Consider the following 16,367-nt stretch of genomic DNA (forward strand, 5'->3'; position numbering starts at 1 on the left):
GTCAGGCGGTTGCCGGTGCGGTAGCTGGTACTGCGGCCGGGGCGGCGGCGGCCGTGCCGGGCTGCTGGACCATGCCGATGCGCCGCGCCGGATTGCCGGCGACGATGCTGTAGGGCGCGATCTTTCCCGAGACCACCGCGTGCGCGGACACGATCGCGCCTTCGCCGATCTCGGTGCCCGGCATCACCAGCACGCCCGAGCCGATCCAGGCATGGTCGTGGACCACCACCGGTTTCACGTCGTCGGGATCGGGGGCGCTGCCCAGGCGGCGGCGCTCGGGATCGGTGGGGTGGCCGCCGGAGTCGCGGAAGGTCACGCCGCCGGCAACCTGCACGTGGCGACCCAGGCGGATCTCGCGCCCGACCACGAATCGCGTGTCGTGGGCGATGTCGGAGTGGTCGCCGATTTCCAGGCGCGGCCGGCTGGTGAAGCTTGCGGCGTAGCTGATCGAGATCTTCCCGCTGATGCGGACGTGGTCGCCGACCACGAGGTCGCCGGCGCCCTGGACCCATGGCACGTGGATGCCGGTGGTCACGCCGCGGCCGACGCGGCTGCAGTAGGCCTTGAACAGCGGCTCGGCCACGAAGACGCGGCGCAGGAAGAACAGCAGCCCGCGCACGCCGAGGAACAGCCAGAGGTAGGGAAGGACCAGGATGCGCGGCGCGGGCAGCGTCAGTCCGCGGGCAAGGCCGCGCGTCCGCCGCGCGGCGGCGGCGGCGGGGTGGGCTGAGGTCCGCGCCCAGTGGCGGACCGTGGCAAGCGTGCTCACAGCGGGCGGTTCCGGTACGACATCCAGAGGTACCAGACGTTCTGCCGCACTTCGTTGTCGAACACTTCGCTGTCGCGCTCGTAGCGGTAGTAGCTGAGCGAGGTGCTCCAGTGGCGCGTCCAGCGCTTTTCGAGCGCGAGGCCGGCACGGCGGGTGTCGTCGCTGGCACCAAGGGGCCGGTATTCGGTGCGTTCGGCGCTGGCCCAGCCGGAGAGGGTCATCGTCGGGCTGATGCGGTAGTCCGCGCCGGCGAACACGCCCCGCGCCTCTTCGTCGGGCGCGAGCGCATCCATGTAGCGCAGGCGCTGGATGTAGGGTTCGAGCCGCCAGCCGACGCGATCACCGGCGTGGTCCCAGGCCAGCGCGAGGCGTTGCTCGCGGTAGGCCGAGGGGATGACGGTGCGGCCATCGACCAGCACGCTTCCGGGCACCGAGGCCTCGGGCCTGCCGGTGACACCGTCGAACAGGGCCGCGTCGGCCGCATCGGAGAACTGGTTGAGCAGCATCAGCGACAGGCGGCTGCGTTCGCTCGGGCGCCAGCCGGCCTCGACGCGGAGCAGGGGGCCGTTGCGGCGGTCGCCGTCGTCGTAGTCGAGTCGCGAGTAGCCGGCGTCGACGGTGTAATCGATGTTGGCCCGGGTGCGCACGTAGCTGGCGTAGACGTCGGTGCGCTCGTGGTCGCGCGCGGCGAGGTCGTAGTCGTAGTCGACATCGGTCCACTGCGCGTTGAAGCCCAGGTCGCTGCCTTCGTCCAGGGCCTTGGTCAGGCGCAGCGCGGCGCCGACCCGGTTCGAGTTGAACTCGTCGGTGATCTCGGCATCGGAGTCGATGTAGCGTGCCTCCACGCGTCCCTGCAGCGTGCGCCCGACGTTGAACAGGAAGTTCGGCCCCAGCGAGAGCACGTTGACCTGCTGCCTGTTGTCGGGTGAATCGGCGGCGAAGCGGTCGACCGCCTGGAGTTCGAGCTCGTCCTGGACCGTGAAGCTCAGGCGGTCGGGGATGATGACCCAGTTGAGGTAGGCCGAAAGCATGCCCTCGACGCCGTCGTCGATGCCGCCGTCGAATTCCCGGTAGTCGGCGCGGCCGGCCACCACGGCCTGCAGCGTGGAGCCTTCCTGGGTCACCAGGACGCCTAGGCCCGCGCGCAGGATCCGCTGGGCGTCGGCATCGACGGCGGACACGCGGACGTTGTCGTCGTGCTCGACGCCCGCGTCGACCACGTAGTCGATGCGCGCCGCCCGCGCGGAGGGCGGCGCGACGAGCGACACCGCCGCGGCCACCGCGGCGGCGATCAGCGAAACCCGGAAGCTGGACGTTCCCATGGCGGTTCTTCCCGAATGGCGGGTCAATGGTTGTCGTTGAACACGATGCCCGCGAGCTTGGCCGGGTCGAAGTTGGCGGCGGCCTTCTCGATCGCCTCCAGCGTGGCCTTGCCGTAGCCGGTCACCAGCACCACCACGTCGGCAAGGTCGGAGAGGATGCGGGCGTCGGGCGAATTCAGCGCCGACGGCGCGTCCAGGATGATGTAGCGGTTGGGATCTGCCTGTCGTAGCGAGTCGATCATCGTCCGCGCGCGCGCCGAGGTGAAATACTCGCCGGCGATCTCGCGCACGCTGCCGTTGGGGATCAGCTGCAGGCGCGGGATCCCGGTGGAGTACTGGATGTCGTCGAGGTCGTCGATGCCGCCGCCGAGGTAGTCCATCAGCCCGCAGTTGTCGCTGCCCGCGGCCAGCGCGATGTGCTGGCTCGGGTGCAGGGCGTCGCAATCGACCAGCAGCGCGGTCTTGGCTTCGTCGAAGGCGAACGCCAGCGCGAGATTGCGTGCCACGAAGCTGCCGCCGCAGTTGTGCGCCACCGGCGCCACCAGGGTGATGAAGTTCTGGTTGCCGCGCAGGTTGAGCAGGCGCGTGCGCAGGTCGCGGAAGGCGTCGGCCTGGACGCGCACGGAGTCCTGGCGGTGGATCAGCCGGCGCTCTTCGAGCGCGCGCGGCGAAAACGGCTGCGGCTGGACGCGGGCCAGGCTGCGCGAGGCCTCCTTCGGTGGCGTGCCGACGGCTTCGGCCAGGGCATGCGCGCCGCGCTGCGGTTCGATCATCGATGCGGAGTTCATGCGGCCACGACCCTGTATGCGTAGGTGAGGACATAGACCAGCGCCACCGAGCCGAGCATGGCGATGGCGAAGGCCACGGAGAAGTATTCGCGGCGGCGTTCGCCCGGCGTCGGGTAGGCCGGCACGGTGGTCAGCAGCGGCAGGCTGGCATGCTTGACGATGAGGTGCTGCGAGCGCACGCGCGGGTCGAAGCGGGCGACCGCGAACACCAGCATCAGCGGCAACGCGATGGCGATCAGCAGGCCGACCGCCGCGATGTGCATGAAGCGCAGGCCTGAAGGCCGCAGCGGCATGATCGCCGGGTCCTGGATGCGCAGCGTGAGGCCGCGGTTTTCCTGGTCGAGGCCCATCGAGACACGCGCGTTCTCGCGCCGGCGCAGCAGGTCCTGGTAGATCTCGCGGTTGACCTCGTAGTCGCGGGTCAACTCGGCCAGCGCGCCTTCCGACGCCGCGATCCGCCGGCTGCGGTCGAGTTCGTCGTCGAGCAGCGATTGCGCGATCTGCAGCCGCGAACGGGTGGCTGCGGTCTCCCGGCGGGCCTGCGACAGCTGGCTGCGCAGCTCCTGGTAGAGCGGATTGGCCTGGGCTTCATCGGACAGCGTGCCGGCCGCGCCGGGCGCCTCGCGGCGGTCCCGCTCGTCGGCGAGCATTCGGGTGATGTCGTCGATCTGGTGGCTCAGGCGCAGCACGTCCGGGTGCTGCTCGGTGTACGCCAGCAGCAGCCGGTCGCGTTCGGACTGGAGCTCGATCAGGCGCGTGCGGTAAAGGTTCTCGCGCGTCTGCACCGCAGTCACCGCAGACTCTCCCGACAGCTGGGCGGCGATCGACGATTCGCGCGACTCCTGCTCGAGCAGGGCCATGCGCGTCTGCTCGAGCTGGGTGCGCAGTGCACCGATCCGGGTGGTGGAGTCGGCGGCGCTTCCCGGCTGGGCGTCGACGTTGCGCGACTGGTAGTCCTGCAGGTTGCCCTCGGCGCTCGAAAGCTTGGCGTGGTATCCCTGCACCTGGCTGTCGATGAACTCGTAGGCCTCGCGGCTTTCGCGCTGCTTGGCTGCAGCGGCCTCCTTCATGAACATGTCGCCGAAGGTCGCCGCGAGCGCAAAGGCGCGCTCGGGGTCCCGATCGCGATAGCTGATCTGCACCAGCTCGGGCCGCGGACTCTCGATCAGCGTGCGGTTGCGGATGTCCTCCATCAGCCGGTCCTGCTCGATCGGCGAGGGATCGCCCTGGAGCCAGCCGCCAACCGCCAGGGCTTCGCCCAGCACCTTGCGGCCGTAGATGATCTGGCGCGCCATGCCGGCGCGGTCGGACACGCCGGTGGGAACCGCCCGCCCTTCCAGCAGCGGCTGGATGATGTCGCTGTCCTGGGCCAGGATCGTCACCGAAGAGGTGTAGTTGCGCGGGATCACGAACAGGCCGACGACCAGGGTCAGCAGCGCGATCGCGGTGAAGATCGAGACCAGCAGCATGATCCGCGCCCGCGCCTCGCGCAGCAGGATCGGGAGCAGTTCGGTGGGTGCCAGGTCGGGAACGCTGGAGGGCGGGCCACCGGGGCGCCGGGGTGCGGCCAGTGCGTGGGACGCCATCAGAATGCGCGCTCGGGAATGGTGATCACGTCGCCGGGTGCCACGCGGTGGTTGCTGGCCAGGTCGCCGCGGTCGAGGATCCGGTCCAGGCGCACGGCGTAGGTCGTGGTGGAGTCGTCGCCGGTGCGGCGGTACAGCGCGGCGCGGTCGGAGGCCGCGAACTCGTTGACGCCGCCGGCCGCGAGCACCGCGTCAAGCACGGTCATGCCCTGGCGGAAGGGGATCGAGACCGGCTGGCGCACGGCACCGGTGACGCGGACGCGCGAGAGGTATTCGTGGCTGCGCAGGTCGGTGAGGATCACCGCCACCTGCGGGTCGCGCACGAAGGCCGAGAGCTTGTCCTGGATGTCGGCCGCCACGGCGGCGGGTGCCAGCCCGCCGGCGACCACGTCGCCGACCAGCGGCACGGAGATCCGGCCGTCCGGGCGCACCGGGACCGTGATCCCCAGCTCGGGGTTGCGCCACACGGTCACCTGGACGATGTCGTCGACGCCGATCAGATACTCACCGACGGCGGCCTGGGGCTGGTCGGGTGGGACATCGGTGATGCCGCGGGACGACGCGCATGCGCCCATCAGGGCGGCAAGCGCGAGTGTGGCGATCATGCGGAGCGCGGTCATCGGCGGGGTTTCCACGTGTGGCGGGTTGCCAGATACAACGGCAAAGCCCGCCGCCTGCGGTCACCACGCCGCCGGCGGTCACCACGCCGCCGCGCGTCCGCGTGCTAAGGGGCCGGCGGGAGCAGCGGTGCCGATCCGTCGCGCGGTGCCGGCTGGGCGCCGCGCTGCTTCCAGTGCCGCAGCAGGGTCCTCAGGGCCGTCGGCGCGTTGGCCGGTTCCGCCTGGCCGGCCTGGTTGCGCGTGTTCTCGCCGTGGCATCCGCCACAGGTGCGGATCTCGCCGGGCTGCATGGTGATCCACACGCGCTCGCGCACGACCGGCACGCCGTTGGGATCCACCGTCTGCCAGGTCAGCGCGCGGTTGGCGGGCACGAAGGCGGCGGTCGAGCCATCGGCCTCGATGCGGACGCTGCCATCCGGCCCCAGCGGATTGCCGGGATTGGCGCCCGTGTCGATCGGCTGTGCGAGCACGCGCCGCCCGGACGTGGAGTCCCGGTACGCACGCACCAGGTTGCCCTGCAGGACCTGGAAGTGGGCGATGTCGTAGACGATGCCGTCGTTGGCCACCGTCTGCGTGCCGCCGGGGACGCGCAGGTTGTAGGGCTGCTGGCGGTCGCTCCGGTCGCGGCTGGTCTGGTTGCGGGTGACGATGATCGCAAGGTCGTTGGCCCGCAGCCAGCTGCGGAAAGCGCCCTCGTCCACGCCTTCGGACGCGAACAGCGCGCGTTCCGGCGTCTGCAGCGCCGCTTCGGAGGTGTAGGGCGGGCGCGGGCGTGCGACCACCTCGACGGGTTCGATTTCCCACAGCGCGCCCTCGAAGGACCGCAGGCTGTCGGGTGTCCACCAGGACACCGACTTGACGATCCCGGGCGTCAGCGCGGGGCCCGCGGCCAGCGTACCCGGCGTACCCACCACCTGGCGCAGGCGGAGCTCGATGCCCGGGCCGGCGTTGGCGCTGGGCGTGTGGCTTGCGACCATGTGCCCGCTGGTCATCGGCAGCGGGTTGCGGAAGCGACCACCGCTCAGGCCGGCGCCGGTCGGCGCGGGCGATGCATCGGTGATCACCATCTGTTCCGGGTTGAGGTGCGGAGCGCCGCTCATGCGGATGATCTGATGGGTCGTCAGGCTCCCGAATTCGGCGGTGTTGATTCCGTAATAGATCCCCGGCTGCGTCGGGTCCTCGCGGAGATGGAACAGGCCGCCGTACTGGCTGATGAACTTGCGGTTGGCGATCAGCGACGTGTCGGTGTTGTCGGACAGCGACGGATCGCCGGCGAAGGAGCGGCCGAGGAAGCCGAAGCTGATTTCGTGCCGGCCGACGTGGTTGAGCGTCTGTTCGAAGCTGCCGTCCTGGTTGACCTGCCAGGGCATGAAGATGTTGCTGTGGTAATTGCCGACCGGGCCGTAGGGACTGTCCATCCCCAGCCGCGCCTCGGGGAAGACATCCGTCCGGGTGCCGACCGAAGGCGCGCCCGTGGCTTCGCTGGCGTAGTCGAACGAGCCGGAGGTACCGGCGTCCTGCTGCTGGTCGCGCTGCAGGTGGTCCCAGCGGGTGAAGACGATGCGGCCATAGCTGTCGATGACGGGGCTGAAGGCCCCGCTGGGCGCGTGGTTGAGGATGCGCACGGCGCCGCTGGCGGGATCAAGCCGGAAGAGGCCGGTGACGATCGGCGTGCTTTCGTATTCATCGAGCTGCGGATACAGGTGCGCCGAGCCATCGCGGGGCCGGTCGGAGGTGAAGAGGATGCTGTCGTCCGAGCCGTACAGCGGCGAAACGTTGTTGTAGGCGGGCTGGTTCGCGACTTTGGTGATGCTTGCCACCAGACCCTGGCCCAGGCCGCTGACCTCGTACATCTGCCAGCGCCCGGTGGTGGCGCCGTACTGCTGCGTGGGCGCGCCGACCAGCATGCTGAAGATCGCCTTCGTGCCCGACCAGTGCACGGTCGGCTCGCGGACGGCGATGGCGTTGGCACCCTGGCGGCCATCCATGCCGAAACCCGCTTCGCGGGTCAGGTCGCGCAGGCTGCCGTCGGGATAGCGGATCAGCAGGCCGCCACCGCGGGGCACCGACGTCATGCCGGTCATGTGGTTGGCGAAGGTGGACAGGCGCGATGCGAACACGTCGCCGTCGGTCGGCACCTGGGTGACGAAGAGGACGGGGTTCTGGACGGGGGTGGAAGCGAACGCGGCGGCGGGCGGCGGCGGGGATACTGCCTGGCCGGCGGCGCGGGCCGGGCCGGAGGTCGATGACGCGATGGCCGGGGCGGTTTCGGCCGCGGGGGGCTGCCGGGAGCCGGGGCTGCAGGCGGCGAGCGTGCCGGCGGCGAGCAGCAGAACAATGAGCCGGGACGTGGAAACAGGGGTGGTGCGGGGTAATCGGAAAAAGGTGGATAAGCGCGATAAGCAAGCCGGGGGGCTTGGCGGGCGGGGCGGGACTGTCATCGTGGCGTATCCAGGAAGGGATCGGGGGAATGCACTCGGCCGTTGCCGCCAACCGCGGGTGGTCGGCGCGGCTCTCACGCAGCTGGAATTCAGGCTGAATACCAGATCGAGAACAAGTGGCAAGGCATGAATAGGTGACGCAGTTCACTGTTTGGCGGTTGCGGCGGAGCGCAGGCGTTCCACCCGCCCGCCTGGACACCGCGATGCCTGGGTTTCCGCTGGCGCCGGGCATTCGCGTACGCTTTCGACGCAGATTCCAAGGGGGACGATCCAATGCGCATCCTGGTCACCGGCGGCGCCGGCTACATCGGCAGCCATGCCTGCATCGAACTGGCCGCTCGCGGTCATGACTTCGTGGTCGCGGACAACTTCAGCAACAGCTCGCCGCGCGTGCTCGAACGCCTGGCCACGCTCCTGGGCCAGCCACCCGCACTGCGCCGGGTGGACCTGCGCGACCGCGCCGCGGTAGACGCGCTGTTCGCGGGGGAACGCTTCGACGCGGTGATCCACTTCGCGGCGCTCAAGGCCGTGGGCGAGTCCTGCGAGCGCCCGCTGGACTACTTCGACAACAACATCGGCGGCACCATCCACCTGCTGCAGGCCATGCGCGGCCACGGGGTCCACAGGCTGGTCTTCAGCTCGTCGGCCACCGTGTACGGCGACCCGGCCTCGGTGCCCGTGCGCGAGGACGCGCCGCTGCAGGTCACCAATCCCTACGGGCGCACGAAGCTGGTCATGGAGCAGCTGATCGGCGACCTCTGCGCCAGCGACCCGGGCTTCCACGCCGTCAACCTGCGCTACTTCAATCCGGTGGGAGCGCACGCCTCGGGCCTGATCGGTGAAGCGCCCGGTGGCGTGCCCAACAACCTCATGCCCTATGTCTGCCAGGTGGCCGTGCAGCAGCGGGAGCGGCTCGCGGTGTTCGGCGGCGACTGGCCGACCGTGGACGGCACCGGCGTGCGTGATTACATCCACGTGGTCGACCTGGCCCGCGCCCATGCAGACGCGCTTGAATTCCTGGTGCGCGAGGGTCGCAGCGCCAACATCAACCTCGGCACCGGGCGCGGCACCAGCGTGCTGGAACTGGTCCGGGCCTTCGAAGAGGCATCGGGGCACGCGGTGCCCTTCGAGATCGTCGCCCGCCGCCCCGGCGACGTGGCCGAGGTCTATGCGGATCCTTCGCTTGCGCAGGAGCTGCTCGGCTGGCGCGCCGAACACGGGATCGAGGCGATGTGCCGGGATGCGTGGCGCTGGCAGTCGCGCAATCCGCGTGGCTACGAGCCCGCCGGGGCGGTGGAGCCGCCGGCCGACGGAGCGTCCTGAACGGTCAGCCCGCCCGGGCCCGGCTCCTGCAGCCACCTAGCCACGCGGGCAGGCGACTTCATCCAGGCGAAGTGGTCGGAGGCCACCCCGAGGGCGTCATCGTCGAACACCGCGCGCGCCGACGGTGACCTCGGCAGTTTCGACAACAGGCAGTCGAGCGACGACGCAGGCGCAAGCCAGTCGCGTGCGAACAGGGCCGCGCGGATGTCCACGCGCACCGCGGCCATCGCCGGCTCCAGGTTGCCCAGCCCGCTCGCGGCATAGCGGCCGCTGGTCGCAGTCGCGCTCCAGTCGCGCATGAGCCCCCGCGCTTCGTTGCCGCCGAAGCCAAGGCGCCGCCCCGGAAGGCTGCCGGCGCGATCGGCAAGCCACGGCAGCACGCGGTAGGCCAGCGGCAGCCACAGGCGCTGCGGCAGGGGGAACGCCCGCCAGTACGGCGCGCCGCAGCCGGCCAGCCACAGCGCCGCGTACGTGGCGGGCGCCAGCGCCAGGCGGCAGGCACCGAGCTGTCCGCCCAGGCTGTGGCCGCCGATGACGCGTGGAAGGCCGGGCAGGGCGGCGGTGATCGCGTCTTCGCTGTCGGGGATGTCGAGGGACAGCAGTTCGCGATAGCCCCAGTCCACCTGGCGGCCGGCGCGCAGGTTGCTGCTGCCGTGTCCGCGCCACTCGTGCACGAACACGGCGATTCCGTGCCGTGCCAGCGCCTCGGCCAGCGGCAGGTAGTGGCGCGCGGCGACGCCGAGCGCCGGCAGCCAGAGCAGGCTGCGTCGAGGCCGGTCGGTGGCGCAGGCCAGCAGTTCGAACCGGTGGCCGTCCGCGGCTTCAATCGCGAGCGCCCGCGTCGCGACATGCCCTGCGCCCGCCGCGGTTCCCGGCGTCATGCCCCGGGGCGCGCGTCGAAGTGCCCGAGGACCAGCACGTCGCTGCGGCCGGGCCGCATGCCCTTGCGCAAGGCGTCGCGCACGTAGCCGATGCCGTGGCCGACGGCATCGGGAAGATCGCGGCCAAGGCAGAGGTTGGCGGTGATCGCCGATGCCAGCGTGCAGCCGGTGCCGTGGCCATCGACCACCAGCCGCGGCCCGCGGTGTCCGGTGCACGCGCTGCCGTCGGCGAAGCGGTCGACGACGGTGTCGCCCTCGTCGAGATGCCCGCCCTTCAGCAGCACCGCGTCCGCGCCCAGGGCACGCAGTGCGGCAAGCGCCGCGTCCGCCGCCGGTCCGTCGGCGATGGCGTGTCCCAGCAGCAGCTCGGCCTCGGGGATGTTGGGGGTGAGCAGGTCGGCCATCGGCAGCAGCCGCGTGCGCATGGCCTCAAGCGCATCGGCCTCGAGCAGGCGCGCACCCGAGGTCGCCACCATCACCGGGTCGAGTACCAGCCACCGCGGGCGATGGACCTCGAGCGCATCCGCCACGGCGTGGATCACCTCGGCCGAAGCCAGCATTCCCAGCTTCACCGCGCCAACGTCGAAATCATCGAAGCAGGCATCGATCTGCGCGCGCAGGAATTCCACCGGCGGTACGTGCACCGCGGTCACCCCGCGCGTGTGCTGCGCGGTGAGTGCGGTGATCGCCGACAAGCCGTGGACGCCGTGGGCGGCGAAGGCCTTGAGGTCGGCCTGGATGCCGGCGCCGCCGCCGGAGTCGGAACCGGCGATGGTCAGTGCTGAGATGGGCCTGGTCATGGTCGGGTATTGTGATGTTTCACATATCAGAATGCATGTCCTCGACAGGGCCAGGCGAATGAGTGGAGTTGCATGGAATCGGGCCGCCAAGGCCCTGCCCGGGGGCGGGCGTCGGTGCCCGGGCCAGGCGGGCGGCGCATGATCGCGCTGCTTGAAGCCAAGCGCGCCGGCCTGTTCCGCCGCGACAACTGGATGCGCAACGTCACCGCTGGCCTGATCGTCGGCGTGGTCGCGCTACCGCTGGCGATGGCCTTCGCAATCGCCTCGGGCGTGAAGCCGGAGCAGGGCCTGTACACGGCGATCATCGCCGGCATCGCGGTGTCGCTGTTCGGCGGTTCGCGGGTACAGATCGCCGGTCCCACGGGCGCCTTCATCGTCATCCTCGCCGGCGTCGTCGCGCAGTTCGGCGTGAGCGGGCTGCTGGTGGCGACGCTGATGGCCGGCGTCATCCTGGTGGCGATGGGCCTGGCGCGGCTGGGCTCGGTGATTCGCTTCATCCCGGACCCGGTGATCGTGGGTTTCACCGCCGGCATCGCGGTCATCATCTGGGTGGGGCAGTGGCAGTACTTCTTCGGCCTGCCGACGGCGGGCGAGGGGCCGTTCTACATGAAGGCCTGGCAGATGCTGCAGTCGTTCACGCAGCTGCACTGGCCCACCGCGCTACTTGGGCTGGGCAGCCTGGCCCTGGCATTGTCCGGGCCGCGCATCCCCGGGCTTTCGCGCGTGCCGGGGCCGCTGCTGGCGATGGTCGCGGCGACCGCGGTGGTCGCGGCGTTCGGGCTGCCGGGCGTGGCCACCATCGAATCGACCTTCGGCGCGATCCCGCGCTCGTTGCCGGAGTTCGCGGTGCCCTCGATCAGCTTCGACACCATCATGTTGCTGCTGCCTTCGGCGTTCACCATCGCCATGCTGGGCGCGATCGAGTCGCTGCTCTCGGCCGTGGTCGCCGACGGCATGGCCGGCACGAAGCATGACTCCAACCAGGAGCTGGTGGGGCAGGGCATCGCCAACATCATCTCGCCGCTGTTCGGCGGCATCGCGGCGACCGGTGCCATCGCGCGCACGGCGACCAACATCCGCAACGGTGGCAATGCGCCGATCGCGGGCGTGGTGCATGCGATCGTGCTGGTGCTGATCCTGCTGGTGATCGCGCCCTATGCGGGCAAGGTGCCGCTGGCGGCGCTGGCGGCGATCCTGTTCGTGGTGGCCTGGAACATGAGCGAGGCGCCGCGCTTCATCCGGATGGTGCGCCAGGCGCCGCGCGCGGACGTCGCGATCCTGCTGATCACGTTCGCGCTCACCATCCTGACGGACCTGGTGGTGGCGGTGAACATCGGCGTGATCCTGGCGATGATGCAGTTCATGCGCCGGATGAGCGCGTCGGTGGAGGTGGTCGAACACCAGCAGGCCAGCCTGCGCCAGGAGCTGGAAGAGGCCGGGCTCTCGACATTGCCGAAGGACGTGGCTGTGTATTCCATCGACGGGCCGTTCTTCTTTGGCTCAGTCGATTCGCTCGAACGCGCGCTGTCATGGTCACGCGAGGCGCCACCGCGCTACGTGGCGCTGCGCCTGGAGCGGGTTCCGTTCATCGATGCGACGGGCCTCAAGAGGCTGGAGTCCTCCATCGCAAGCCTGCGCGCGCGCGGGGTGCGAGTGCTGCTCAACGGCGCCAACATGGCCGTGTTGCGCAAGCTGGTGCGTGCCGACATCGTGGGCCGGGATGATCCGGGCAGCTACTTCAAGACTCTGTCGGAGGCGTTGCTTTACATCGAGGCCCGGCGTGACGCGGTGGAGCCTGTCGTCGACGAGTGATGGCCGGCTTGAGGGCGAGGGCGGCGCGCGCAAAGGCGCAGGCAACCGGGCAACAGCTGCGGCACGCGGTGCGCGGCGGGGTGCCGGGTCGATGGGTACTCCCATCAATCCGCCATGGATACGCCTTCGCAGGCGCGGCGGTGGCTGTTGTGGAAGCCGCTATAGCCGCTCCCACAAGGTCATTGTCCAAGCGAAGGCTCGCAGTTGCTGTTGCCGTTGTTCTTGCCTTTGCCCTTGCCGTTCACCCCCAGCCTGCAGTGTCGATGGCAGCGGAGTACCCACACACCTCCGCCCCCACGACCCAAGCCCACACGACCCAAAGGCTCTTAAAGCACCTCGGACGCGTAATCCGCCAGGCGCGAACGTTCGCCGCGCCGCAGGGTCACGTGCGCGCTGTGGGCCCAGTGCTTGAAGCGATCGACGGCGTAGGTCAGGCCGGAGGTGGTTTCGGTGAGGTAAGGCGTGTCGATCTGCTCGACGTTGCCCAGGCAGACGATCTTGGTGCCGGGGCCGGCGCGGGTGATCAGCGTCTTCATCTGTTTGGGCGTGAGGTTCTGCGCCTCGTCCAGGATCAGCCAGCGGTCGAGGAGCGTGCGGCCGCGCATGAAGTTCAGGGAGCGGATCTTGATGCGCGACGCCAGCAGGTCGTTGGTGGCGGCGCGGCCCCAGCTGCCGCCTTCCTTGTTGCTGGGCAGCAGCACTTCGAGGTTGTCGGTCAGCGCGCCCATCCAGGGCGTCATCTTTTCTTCTTCGGTGCCGGGCAGGAAGCCGATGTCCTCGCCCACGCTGATGGTGGCGCGGGTCATGATGATCTCGCGGTAGCGCTGGGCGTCCATGGTCTGCGCCAGGCCCGCGGCCAGGGCCAGCAGGGTCTTGCCGGTGCCGGCGGTGCCGAGCAGGGTGACGAAATCGATCTCGGGATCCATCAGCGCGTTCATCGCGAAGTTCTGCTCGCGGTTGCGCGCGACGATGCCCCAGACGGCGTGCTGGTGGCTGCGGTAGTCGTCGACGATCTGCAGCACCGCGCGGTCGCCTTCGACCGACGCCACGCGGAACTCCGCGTTTTCGTCGCCCGGCAGGTAGAGGTACTGGTTGGGATGCCAGTCGTCGTCTTCGGTATGGCGCAGTTCGTACCAGGTACGGCCCTTGTCGGTCCAGGACTTGAGGTCCTTGCCGTGGCGCTGCCAGAAGTCCTCGGGCAGGGCGGTGGCGCCGGTGTAGAGCAGGCTGAAATCGTCCAGCGCGCGGTCGTTCTCGTAGTCCTCGCTGGGGATGCCGGCGATGGCCGCCTTGATGCGGAGGTTGATGTCCTTGGAGACGAACACCACGGGGTCGCTGCCGTCCTCGCGCTTCAGGTCGAGGATGGCGCCGAGGATGCGGTTGTCCGGGGCCACGGCGCCGAACGAGGTCTTGTCCTCCTTCGGTACGGTGGTCTGGAAGCGCAGCACGCCGCTGGCGCCGGTGCCGCGCAGCTGCAGGCCGCCGGGGCGCTCCAGTTTCAGTCCGGACGCGATGTGGTCGGCACCGTGGGCCTCGATCAGTTCGTTGATGAAGCGGCTGACCTGGCGCGCGTTGCGGTTGGCTTCGGTAGTGCCCTTCTTGCCGTTGTCGAGCTCTTCGATCACCTGCATCGGCAGGTAGACATCGTGCTCCTCGAACTTGAACAGTGCAGTCGGGTCGTGCATCAGCACGTTGGTATCGAGTACGTAGATCCGCTTGCCGTGGTTCATCAGGGTGTTCGTCCGTCCGGAGTGGCGTGGCAGGGGGGGAGTGCAAATGTGGCGCACGCGCGGACCGCCGCGGCCCGCATGGCGGGGCGGCGATGGGCGGGGGCGCAGCGGTGGTTCACCGGGCGCGGGCTTCCTTCAGCGCCTCGAACACGGCATCGGCATGCCCCGGGACGCGCACCTTGCGCCATGCGCGAGCGATGCGTCCCTCGGGGTCGATCAGGAAGGTGCTGCGCTCGATGCCCATCACCTTGCGGCCGTACATGTTCTTCTCTTTGATCACGTCGAACGCGCGGCACAGGGCCTCGTCGGCGTCGCTGACCAGCGGGAACCGGAAACCCTGCTTCGCGCAGAAGTTGTCGTGCGACTTCACCGAGTCGCGGGAGACGCCCAGCACGGTCGCATCCAGCGCTTCGAGTTCCGGCAGCAGGGCGTTGAAGTCCAGGCCCTCGGTGGTGCAGCCGGGCGTGGAGTCCTTGGGATAGAAGTACAGCACCAGCCAGCGGCCGGCATGATCGGCCAGCGTCGCGCTTTGCCCGCCTGACAGCTGCAGCGGGAGCACGAGGGTGGTGCGGTCCAGCTTGTCGCCTTCGTTCATTGCCATTCCTGCGCGCTCAGAACTTCATCGGGTCCATGATCGCGTCGAGGTTGAGGTGGTCGCAGAATTCGAGGAAATCGTCGCGCAGCACCGCGATGTGCATGTCCGCGGGCACGCCGATGGTGACCTGGGCCGAGAACATGTCGGCGCCTGTCTGCATGGCGCGGTAGCGCGAGCAGTGCAGGCTTTCGATGGTGATGCTCTGGCGGTCGAAGAAATCGGCCAGCTGGTAGAGGATGCCGGGCTTGTCCGACGCCACCACTTCGACGATGTAGGGCAGCAGGTTGGACTGCACGGGCTTGGCGCCGGTGCGGTACCACACCAGCTTCAGGCCCTCTTCGCGCTCCAGGCGCGAGAGCATGGCTTCGAGCTTCGCCACTGCGTCCCAGGAGCCGGTGGCCAGCGCCGTGACCGAGACGTCGCGGCCGACGGTGGACAGGCGCGTGTCGACCAGGTTGCAGCCGCTGTCGGCGATCCGCCGCGATACCGCCAGCAGCGGCGAGCGCGGATGCGTCGTATAGGCGTTGATGAGCAGGTGGTTCTCGGTCGGCGCGGGCCGGGTTGTATCGGTGTCGGTCAAATCGGAGTCCACGGGGGTGGCAGTGCGGGGCGCCGGGAGACTGGCTGCCATTCGCGCCTGGACGGGCCAAGCGGCCGCCCTTGAGGCTGCAGCCAGCATACTTGCCCGTGCTTCGACGCCGCAAGTAAGATCACCCTGCTGCGCGCCCCGTCGCGCAGCCTCCCGCACGGCTTCCCAACGCAGGTCCAGCTTGCATCTTTCCGGCAGCATCACCGCGCTGGCGACGCCTTTCAGGGCCGCCGGTGGACTCGATACCGACGCATGGCTGCGGCTGGTCGACGCCCAGCTTGCGGGCGGCACCCAGGCCCTGGTGGTCGCCGGCTCCACCGGCGAGGCCGCCGCGCTCACCGGCGCTGAATACGAAGTCCTGCTGCGGGCGGCCGTGGAGCGCGTGGCCGGCCGCGTGCCGGTCATTGCCGGCACCGGCCACTCGGGCACCGCGCATACCGTCGAACGCACCCGTCTTGCCGCCGCCTGCGGCGCCGACGCGGCGCTGGTGGTCACGCCGCCCTACGTGCGGCCGACGCCAGCGGGCCTGGTCGCTCACTACCGCGCGGTCGCCGACGACGGCGCGCTGCCGGTCATCCTGTACAACGTGCCGCCGCGCACCGGCTGCGACATGCAGCCGGACACGGTCGCCCAGCTGGCCACCCACAAGGCCATCATCGGGATCAAGGAGGCCGTCGCCGACGAAGCACGCATGCGCGCGCTGCTGCCGCTGGCGGGGCCGGGCTTTTCGATTCTGAGTGGCGACGATGGCAGCGCGGCGCGCGCGATGCTGGCCGGCGCCGATGGCCTGGTCTCGGTTGCGTCGAACGTGGCACCCGCGGCCTTCCGCCGCCTGTGCGACCTTGCGCGGGGCGGCGATGCCGGCGGTTGCGCGACCCTGGGTGCGAAGATCCGGGGATTGATCGAATTCTGCGGCGTCGAATCCAACCCGATCCCGGTCAAGGCCCTGCTGGCGCGGCGCGGCTTCGGTGACGGCGATGGCATCCGCCTGCCGCTGCTGCCGCTTTCGGCGGCGTACGCTGCGGCCGCGGACGACCTTGCCGCCGGCCTCGATGCGCTTGAACAGACCTGCCGCGAAGCCATCGCGGCCTGAACCGTTTTCCCAGGAGAC

14 protein-coding genes are annotated in these 16,367 nt (G+C 69.8%); 3 read left to right on the forward strand and 11 right to left on the reverse strand.

Annotation, left to right across the window (positions count from 1 at the left end; translation table 11 throughout):
- Position 1 precedes the first annotated feature (1 nt).
- From ACW7GZ_RS10875 to ACW7GZ_RS10900, 6 genes are all read right to left on the reverse strand, one after another.
- Positions 2 to 769 carry an acyltransferase gene (locus tag ACW7GZ_RS10875; RefSeq protein WP_457002040.1) on the reverse strand — a complete coding sequence of 256 codons (768 nt, stop codon included), beginning with the start codon at positions 767 to 769 and terminating at the stop codon, positions 2 to 4.
- Positions 766 to 2,091 (reverse strand): hypothetical protein, encoded by a 1,326-nt coding sequence (locus ACW7GZ_RS10880; protein ID WP_457009187.1) that lies wholly within the window; start codon positions 2,089 to 2,091, stop codon positions 766 to 768. Before ACW7GZ_RS10880 ends, ACW7GZ_RS10875 begins: the two co-directional genes overlap by 4 nt.
- A 23-nt stretch (positions 2,092 to 2,114) precedes the next feature.
- On the reverse strand, positions 2,115 to 2,879 hold the full coding sequence (locus ACW7GZ_RS10885) for a polysaccharide biosynthesis protein (RefSeq protein ID WP_457002044.1): 765 nt from the start codon (positions 2,877 to 2,879) through the stop codon (positions 2,115 to 2,117).
- On the reverse strand, positions 2,876 to 4,465 hold the full coding sequence (locus ACW7GZ_RS10890; protein ID WP_457009189.1) for an XrtA system polysaccharide chain length determinant: 1,590 nt from the start codon (positions 4,463 to 4,465) through the stop codon (positions 2,876 to 2,878). The genes ACW7GZ_RS10885 and ACW7GZ_RS10890 overlap by 4 nt, the downstream gene beginning before the upstream one ends.
- A complete protein-coding gene (locus ACW7GZ_RS10895) occupies positions 4,465 to 5,085 on the reverse strand; it encodes an XrtA/PEP-CTERM system exopolysaccharide export protein (RefSeq protein ID WP_457002047.1) in 621 nt (206 codons plus the stop codon). Before ACW7GZ_RS10895 ends, ACW7GZ_RS10890 begins: the two co-directional genes overlap by 1 nt.
- A gap of 104 nt (positions 5,086 to 5,189) precedes the next feature.
- On the reverse strand, positions 5,190 to 7,223 hold the full coding sequence (locus tag ACW7GZ_RS10900; protein WP_457009191.1) for an HzsA-related protein: 2,034 nt from the start codon (positions 7,221 to 7,223) through the stop codon (positions 5,190 to 5,192).
- A gap of 576 nt (positions 7,224 to 7,799) precedes the next feature.
- Between ACW7GZ_RS10900 and galE the strand changes: the two genes are divergently transcribed.
- Complete coding sequence (gene galE, locus ACW7GZ_RS10905) at positions 7,800 to 8,849, forward strand: UDP-glucose 4-epimerase GalE (RefSeq protein ID WP_457009193.1); 1,050 nt, start codon at positions 7,800 to 7,802, stop codon at positions 8,847 to 8,849.
- On the opposite strand, the gene ACW7GZ_RS10910 is transcribed toward galE, so the two are convergent.
- Together ACW7GZ_RS10910 and thiD are read right to left on the reverse strand one after the other, a co-directional pair.
- Positions 8,801 to 9,730 (reverse strand): alpha/beta hydrolase family protein, encoded by a 930-nt coding sequence (locus ACW7GZ_RS10910; protein WP_457009195.1) that lies wholly within the window; start codon positions 9,728 to 9,730, stop codon positions 8,801 to 8,803. The two genes, galE and ACW7GZ_RS10910, sit on opposite strands and share 49 nt — an antisense overlap.
- A complete protein-coding gene (gene thiD / locus ACW7GZ_RS10915) occupies positions 9,727 to 10,530 on the reverse strand; it encodes a bifunctional hydroxymethylpyrimidine kinase/phosphomethylpyrimidine kinase (protein WP_457009197.1) in 804 nt (267 codons plus the stop codon). The genes ACW7GZ_RS10910 and thiD overlap by 4 nt, the downstream gene beginning before the upstream one ends.
- 138 nt (positions 10,531 to 10,668) lie before the next feature.
- Here thiD and ACW7GZ_RS10920 point away from each other — a divergent pair, with 138 nt between their 5' ends.
- On the forward strand, positions 10,669 to 12,342 hold the full coding sequence (locus ACW7GZ_RS10920) for a SulP family inorganic anion transporter (protein WP_457009199.1): 1,674 nt from the start codon (positions 10,669 to 10,671) through the stop codon (positions 12,340 to 12,342).
- 326 nt (positions 12,343 to 12,668) lie between these two features.
- Here the strand turns inward: ACW7GZ_RS10920 and ACW7GZ_RS10925 are convergent, their stop codons facing one another.
- The 3 genes from ACW7GZ_RS10925 to ACW7GZ_RS10935 form a co-directional block, all read right to left on the reverse strand.
- A complete protein-coding gene (locus tag ACW7GZ_RS10925) occupies positions 12,669 to 14,072 on the reverse strand; it encodes a PhoH family protein (protein WP_457009201.1) in 1,404 nt (467 codons plus the stop codon).
- 115 nt (positions 14,073 to 14,187) lie between these two features.
- The gene (locus tag ACW7GZ_RS10930; protein WP_457002058.1) at positions 14,188 to 14,667 is read right to left on the reverse strand and encodes a peroxiredoxin; all 480 of its coding nucleotides are present in this window, start codon (positions 14,665 to 14,667) and stop codon (positions 14,188 to 14,190) included.
- Positions 14,668 to 14,683: 16 nt separating this feature from the next.
- Complete coding sequence (locus ACW7GZ_RS10935; protein WP_343254837.1) at positions 14,684 to 15,247, reverse strand: glycine cleavage system protein R; 564 nt, start codon at positions 15,245 to 15,247, stop codon at positions 14,684 to 14,686.
- A gap of 190 nt (positions 15,248 to 15,437) precedes the next feature.
- Between ACW7GZ_RS10935 and dapA the strand changes: the two genes are divergently transcribed.
- On the forward strand, positions 15,438 to 16,349 hold the full coding sequence (dapA, locus tag ACW7GZ_RS10940; protein ID WP_457002060.1) for a 4-hydroxy-tetrahydrodipicolinate synthase: 912 nt from the start codon (positions 15,438 to 15,440) through the stop codon (positions 16,347 to 16,349).
- Positions 16,350 to 16,367: the final 18 nt, after the last annotated feature.

This window comes from Luteimonas sp. A537, assembly GCF_054052065.1.

Coding starts and splice junctions, on each gene's coding strand:
- thiD (WP_457009197.1), bottom strand. CDS start 10,530: ATGACCAGGCCCATCTCAGCACTGACCATCGCCGGTTCCGACTCCGGC.
- galE (WP_457009193.1), top strand. CDS start 7,800: ATGCGCATCCTGGTCACCGGCGGCGCCGGCTACATCGGCAGCCATGCC.
- ACW7GZ_RS10925 (WP_457009201.1), bottom strand. CDS start 14,072: ATGAACCACGGCAAGCGGATCTACGTACTCGATACCAACGTGCTGATG.
- ACW7GZ_RS10885 (WP_457002044.1), bottom strand. CDS start 2,879: ATGAACTCCGCATCGATGATCGAACCGCAGCGCGGCGCGCATGCCCTG.
- ACW7GZ_RS10930 (WP_457002058.1), bottom strand. CDS start 14,667: ATGAACGAAGGCGACAAGCTGGACCGCACCACCCTCGTGCTCCCGCTG.
- ACW7GZ_RS10920 (WP_457009199.1), top strand. CDS start 10,669: ATGATCGCGCTGCTTGAAGCCAAGCGCGCCGGCCTGTTCCGCCGCGAC.
- ACW7GZ_RS10910 (WP_457009195.1), bottom strand. CDS start 9,730: ATGACGCCGGGAACCGCGGCGGGCGCAGGGCATGTCGCGACGCGGGCG.
- ACW7GZ_RS10880 (WP_457009187.1), bottom strand. CDS start 2,091: ATGGGAACGTCCAGCTTCCGGGTTTCGCTGATCGCCGCCGCGGTGGCC.
- ACW7GZ_RS10890 (WP_457009189.1), bottom strand. CDS start 4,465: ATGGCGTCCCACGCACTGGCCGCACCCCGGCGCCCCGGTGGCCCGCCC.
- ACW7GZ_RS10895 (WP_457002047.1), bottom strand. CDS start 5,085: ATGACCGCGCTCCGCATGATCGCCACACTCGCGCTTGCCGCCCTGATG.